Here is a 4890-nt window from a genome sequence, read left to right on the forward strand (position 1 = left end):
CGGGACACCCGGGGCCCTCGCCGCGTCTCCGTGCCGCAAACCGGCCATCACGGCACCACGCTAAAACTTGCCTTTCAGATGCAACATTAATAACGTGCGGGCATGCGGCTCACACGGTTCACGGATCTGGCCCTGCGCGTGCTGATGCGCCTCGCCGTCGAGGAGGGGGGCCTGCCCACCACGCGGGAGGTCGCCGCCGCCATGGACGTGCCGTACACGCATGCGGCCAAGGTCGTCGCCAAGTTGCAGCACATGGGCCTCGTCGAGGCGCGGCGCGGCCGGGGCGGCGGGCTCGCGCTGACCGCATCGGGGCACGAGGCCTCGGTCGGCGGGCTCGTGCGCGAACTCGAAGGGCCGGGCGAGGTCGTGGACTGCGACGGAACGACGCCCTGCCCGCTGCGTTCCGCGTGCCGCTTGCGCGGAGCGCTGCGCCAGGCACAGGAAGCCTTCTTCGCCGCGCTTGACCCGCTGTCGCTCGACGACCTCACCAAGTCCCCCACCGGACCGCTCCTGGTCTCGCTCTCCCCCACCCCCCGCACGGACTGACCGCACCACCGCCCGGCGGCCCGGCGCCGCCGCACACCTCAAAATACGAATCTCAGATGCACATTAAGGAGTCGTTGATGCTCACCGAGCCCTCGGCCGCCGTCGTCCGCGCCACGCTTCCCGCCGTCGGCGCCGCCATCGAGGACATCACCGAACGCTTCTACGGCAAGCTGTTCGCGGCCCATCCGGCGCTGCTCCGCGACCTGTTCAACCGCGGCAACCAGGCCGCCGGGACCCAGCGCCAGGCACTCGCGGGCTCCATCGCGGCCTTCGCCACCCATCTGGTGGCGCACCCCGAGGACCGGCCCGACGTCATGCTGCGCCGGATCGCGCACAAGCACGCGTCGCTCGGCGTGCGGGCCGAGCAGTATCCGGTCGTGCACCAGCACCTGTTCGAAGCCATCGCCGAAGTGCTGGGCGACGCGGTCACGCCCGAGGTCGCCGCGGCCTGGGACGAGGTGTACTGGCTGATGGCCAACGCCCTGATCGCGATCGAGGCCGGTCTGTATGCGCAGCAGGGCGTGGTCGACGCGGATGTGTGGCGGACGTGGGAGGTGGTGGACCGCACCGAGGAGTCGCCCCGGGTCGCGTCGTTCCTGTTGCGCCCGGCCGACGGCGGCCCTGTCCCCGCCTTCAGAGCCGGACAGTACGTCTCCGTGCAGGTCCAACTGGCCGACGGAGCCCGGCAGATACGCCAGTACAGCCTTATCGGCGCGCCGTCCGCCAGTACCCGCGCGATCGCGGTCAAGCAGGTGACCGGCACCGGTGCCGACCCCGACGGGGAGGTCTCGCAGCACCTGCACACGCACGTCCACCAGGGCGACCTGCTGCGCATCTCGGCGCCCTACGGCGACCTCGTCCTGGAACCGGGCGACGCGCCCCTGCTGCTCGCCTCCGCGGGGATCGGCTGCACGCCCATGCTTGCCATACTGGAAGAGCTGGCGGCAGCCGGGCACCGGGGCCCCGTGACGGTCGTGCACGCCGACCGCTCCCCCGACAGCCACGCCCTGCGCGCCCACCACGCCGCCCTGGCGGCCAAGCTGCCGGGCGGCACAGCCCACTTCTGGTACGAGCAGCCCGGCTCCGGACCACACCACACAGGGCGTGTCGACCTCACCGGCGTTCCCCTGGCACCCGGTACCCGCGCCTATCTCTGCGGGCCGCTGCCGTTCATGCGTGCGGTGCGCGGGCAGCTCCTCGGCCAGGGCGTGGCGCCCGCCGACATCCACTACGAGGTGTTCGGCCCCGACCTGTGGCTGGCGTCATGATGGTGTCGTGGCGGCAGACGACATGCAGTACACCGAGGACGGTCATTTCGTCGTCATCAAAGGCAGGCGCTGGCGGGCCACCGACCCCCGGCTGCCCGGCACGGTGGAGAAGCGCCTGACCCACCACCTGATGTCGGCCCGCCGGGCCGTGGCCGCGGCGGGTGACGACGAAGCGGCGCGCAAGGCGGCACGGGCGCGCGTGCAGCTGGCGAAGACCGGCCTCGGGGAGCGCGGCCCGGCCTGGTGGGAGCAGACGCTGGCCGAGCGGCGCCGGCGCTGGAACGACTGCCTGCACCGGCTGGACGAGCGGTAGCGGCGGGTGTGCCGCAGTTCACTTCGCGGACCCTACCGGCCAGGAACATACGGGCCAGGGTCCTCGTTCTTCTAGGTGTGGCTGCGGAGGGGACAGTGTCCCCGGGCCTCACCTATAGCCCATGGGGAAGATCGTTCGGCTGAAGCCCCATGGAGCCTTTCGCCGAGAGGCGACCGCCCTCCGCCTGCCACGCTCTACGGCCCCGGTTGGTCTCCCCCGTCCAGCCGGGGCCCCTTTGTGGCCGGAGCGCCTGCGGCGCAGTGCTCGTCCGCCGCGCATCCGCTACGCGCCTTCGGCGAACATCCGCAGCAGGCCGTGGGGCGCCTCGTCGCCGTAGAGCAGCTCGATGAGCTGGTTGCCGTCGGTGGCGGACGCCTCGCTGCGGGGGAACATGGCCTGCTCGTACGCGGCCAGCGCGCCCTCGATGTCATCGCGGTGCGCGGCGATGGCCTTGCCGAGTTCGGCGCCGTCGTACATGGCCAGGTTGGCGCCCTCCCCGTTGGGTGCCGCGAGGTGGGCGGCGTCGCCGAGCAGGGTCACGCCCGGCACCCGCTCCCAGCGGTGATCGGCGGGCAGGGCGTTGAGGGTGCGCAGGACCGGTGCGGTCTCGCCGTCGGTGATCAGCGCGGTGAGTTCCGGCGCCCAGCCCTCGAATTCCTGCGCGATCCGCGCGGCCGCCGCGGCGGGGTCGGCGAAGTCGATGGCGTCGAACCACGCCTGCGGCTCGGAGAGCACCACATAGGTGTGCAGGGTCCCGCCGCTCTCGCGGTGGGCCTGGATTCCCCTGCCCGGTGTGAGCGCGAACATGGAACCGCCGCCGACCGCCTTCGCGCTGGCCGGGTGCCGGGTGTCGGCGTCGTAGAGGTAGGTCTCGACGAACGATCTGCCGATGTACGAGGGCCTCGCGCCGGAGAGCAGCGGGCGGACCCGTGACCAGGCGCCGTCCGCGCCGACCAGCAGGCCGGTGACAACCGTGGTGCCGTCGGCGAAGGTCACCTCGTGGCGGCCGTCGCCGAGGGTGCGCACGCCGCTGACCTTGTGTCCCCAGCGGACGGTGCCGGCCGGGAGCGAGTCGAGCAGGATCCGTCGCAGTTCGCCGCGCAGCACCTCGGGGCGGCCGCGCTCGCTGTCGTCGTCGAACAGGAGGGCGCCGTCCGTGTCGAGGACCCGGGTGGCCTCGCGGCCTTCCAGGATGAGGCCGCGGAATGCGTCCGTCAGCCCTGCCGCCTTGAGGGCGGGCTGGCCGGTGTCCTCGTGGATGTCGAGCATTCCGCCCTGGGCGCGCGCCGTCGCGGAGGCCTCCGCCTCGTAGACCGTGGCCGGTATGCCGTGGACGTGCAGGACGCGGGCGAGCGTGAGGCCGCCGAGTCCGGCGCCGATGATCGTGACGTGGGTGTTCATGGCCGTGCTCCTTTCGTGCGCCCGCCGGTGAAGACCTGGCGGGACCTCTCTGGAATGGCGTTCCATCAACGAGACTGGAACCTCGTTCCAGGAATGTCAAGCTGGAACATGGTTCCAGGGATGTGCCAGGATGTGGGCATGGCAACCAGGACGCGTCGTACGGAGCGACGGGAGGAACCGCTCTCCCGCGAACGCATCGTCGAGGCGGCGATCGAACTGCTCGACACGGTGGGCGAGCGCGGACTCACCTTCCGTGCGCTGGCCGAGCGCCTCACCACCGGGCCCGGCGCGATCTACTGGCACGTCACGGGCAAGGACGAGCTGCTCGGCGCCGCCACCGAAGCCGTCGTCGCACGCACCGTCGCCCCCGACGCCGCCGATACGACACCGCAGGAAGCCATCCGCGTCCTGGCGCTGGGCGTGTTCGACGCGATCGAGACCCACCCCTGGATCGGCACGCAACTCGCCCGCTCCCCCGGCAAGTCGCCGATGCTGCGGGTCTTCGAACACCTCGGACGCCAGGTCCAGGCGCTCGGCGTGCCCCCGGCCTCCCGGTTCACCGCCGCGTCCGCACTGCTGAACTACATCGTCGGAGTGGGCGGCCAGAACGCGGCCGACGCCCGCGCCCACCACGCGCGCACTCCGGACACCAGCCGGGCCGAGTTCCTCGGCAACGCCTCGGCCGCCTGGGCGCAGCTCGACCCCGTCGAGTACGCGTTCACCCGCAGCGTCGCCGACCAGCTGCGCGAACACGACGACCGGACCGAGTTCCTGGCCGGCATCGACCTGATCCTCACCGGCATCACCCACCGGCAAGCGGGCTGAGACACGCATCCGCCGGGGCCCGAAGGCCCCGGCGGATCGTGCGGGAAGTGTGCGGTCTGGCCGCGGGTGCTCCTTAGACCCGCAGCCAGACCGCTGTGTCCTGCGGCAACTGCCCCCGCGGGGACAAGGGGCCGCTGGCCAGCAGGAGTTCGGTGCCGGCGGGCAGTACCACGTCGTGCGGGCCGAAGTTGGCCAGGCACAACCACGTGGTGCCGTCCCGCTCGGAGGTGCGCGCGAAGGCGAGCACGTGCGGCTCGTCGGCGCGCAGCCGGCGCAGCGGTCCCGCGTCACCCAGGGAGCGCCGCAGCCGCAGCGCCGTGCGGTAGAGGGAGAGCATCGAGTCCGGGTCGTGCGCCTGCCGTTCGGCGGCATACCCCGCCCAGTCCGGCGGCACCGGCAGCCAGCTGCGCTCGGGGGCGCCGTCCCAGGGCAGCGGCACCCGGCAGCCGTCACGGCCCGGGTCCACTTCGCCGGAGCGTGCGTGCATCGGGTCCTGGATGCGCTCGCGGGGTATGTCGGCCTCGGGCAGGCCCAGTT

Annotated in this window: 6 protein-coding genes; 4 read left to right on the forward strand and 2 right to left on the reverse strand. The window is 72.2% G+C overall.

Going from position 1 to position 4890, the window contains the following annotated elements; translation table 11 throughout:
• The first annotated feature begins 102 nt into the window (after nucleotides 1-102).
• The 3 genes from ACQKIP_RS39575 to ACQKIP_RS39585 all read left to right on the forward strand — a co-directional run bounded on the left by ACQKIP_RS39575 (nucleotide 103) and on the right by ACQKIP_RS39585 (nucleotide 2127).
• Nucleotides 103-546, forward strand: a complete 444-nt coding sequence (locus tag ACQKIP_RS39575) for an RrF2 family transcriptional regulator (protein WP_365854005.1) — start codon at nucleotides 103-105, stop codon at nucleotides 544-546.
• A gap of 77 nt (nucleotides 547-623) precedes the next feature.
• Nucleotides 624-1814 carry a globin domain-containing protein gene (locus ACQKIP_RS39580; RefSeq protein WP_365854007.1) on the forward strand — a complete coding sequence of 397 codons (1191 nt, stop codon included), beginning with the start codon at nucleotides 624-626 and terminating at the stop codon, nucleotides 1812-1814.
• A gap of 22 nt (nucleotides 1815-1836) precedes the next feature.
• Nucleotides 1837-2127, forward strand: coding sequence for a hypothetical protein (locus ACQKIP_RS39585; protein ID WP_427745269.1), 291 nt, complete (start codon nucleotides 1837-1839; stop codon nucleotides 2125-2127).
• A 282-nt stretch (nucleotides 2128-2409) separates the two neighbouring features.
• Here the strand turns inward: ACQKIP_RS39585 and ACQKIP_RS39590 are convergent, their stop codons facing one another.
• On the reverse strand, nucleotides 2410-3528 hold the full coding sequence (locus tag ACQKIP_RS39590) for an FAD-dependent oxidoreductase (protein ID WP_365854011.1): 1119 nt from the start codon (nucleotides 3526-3528) through the stop codon (nucleotides 2410-2412).
• A 138-nt stretch (nucleotides 3529-3666) separates the two neighbouring features.
• On the opposite strand from ACQKIP_RS39590, the gene ACQKIP_RS39595 reads away from it, so the two are divergent.
• Nucleotides 3667-4353 (forward strand): TetR/AcrR family transcriptional regulator, encoded by a 687-nt coding sequence (locus ACQKIP_RS39595; RefSeq protein ID WP_365854013.1) that lies wholly within the window; start codon nucleotides 3667-3669, stop codon nucleotides 4351-4353.
• A 73-nt stretch (nucleotides 4354-4426) separates the two neighbouring features.
• On the opposite strand, the gene ACQKIP_RS39600 is transcribed toward ACQKIP_RS39595, so the two are convergent.
• Nucleotides 4427-4890: DUF3459 domain-containing protein (locus ACQKIP_RS39600; protein WP_427745268.1), on the reverse strand; the 464-nt coding region annotated here is incomplete at its 5' end.

Origin of the sequence: Streptomyces sp. NPDC059900 (assembly GCF_050270335.1) — a bacterium.
GTDB lineage: Bacteria > Actinomycetota > Actinomycetes > Streptomycetales > Streptomycetaceae > Streptomyces.

Excerpts from the sequence above, each read along its gene's own strand:
- ACQKIP_RS39575 (WP_365854005.1), top strand. The coding sequence starts at position 103 with ATGCGGCTCACACGGTTCACGGATCTGGCCCTGCGCGTGCTGATGCGC.
- ACQKIP_RS39580 (WP_365854007.1), top strand. The coding sequence starts at position 624 with ATGCTCACCGAGCCCTCGGCCGCCGTCGTCCGCGCCACGCTTCCCGCC.
- ACQKIP_RS39585 (WP_427745269.1), top strand. The coding sequence starts at position 1,837 with ATGCAGTACACCGAGGACGGTCATTTCGTCGTCATCAAAGGCAGGCGC.
- ACQKIP_RS39590 (WP_365854011.1), bottom strand. The coding sequence starts at position 3,528 with ATGAACACCCACGTCACGATCATCGGCGCCGGACTCGGCGGCCTCACG.
- ACQKIP_RS39595 (WP_365854013.1), top strand. The coding sequence starts at position 3,667 with ATGGCAACCAGGACGCGTCGTACGGAGCGACGGGAGGAACCGCTCTCC.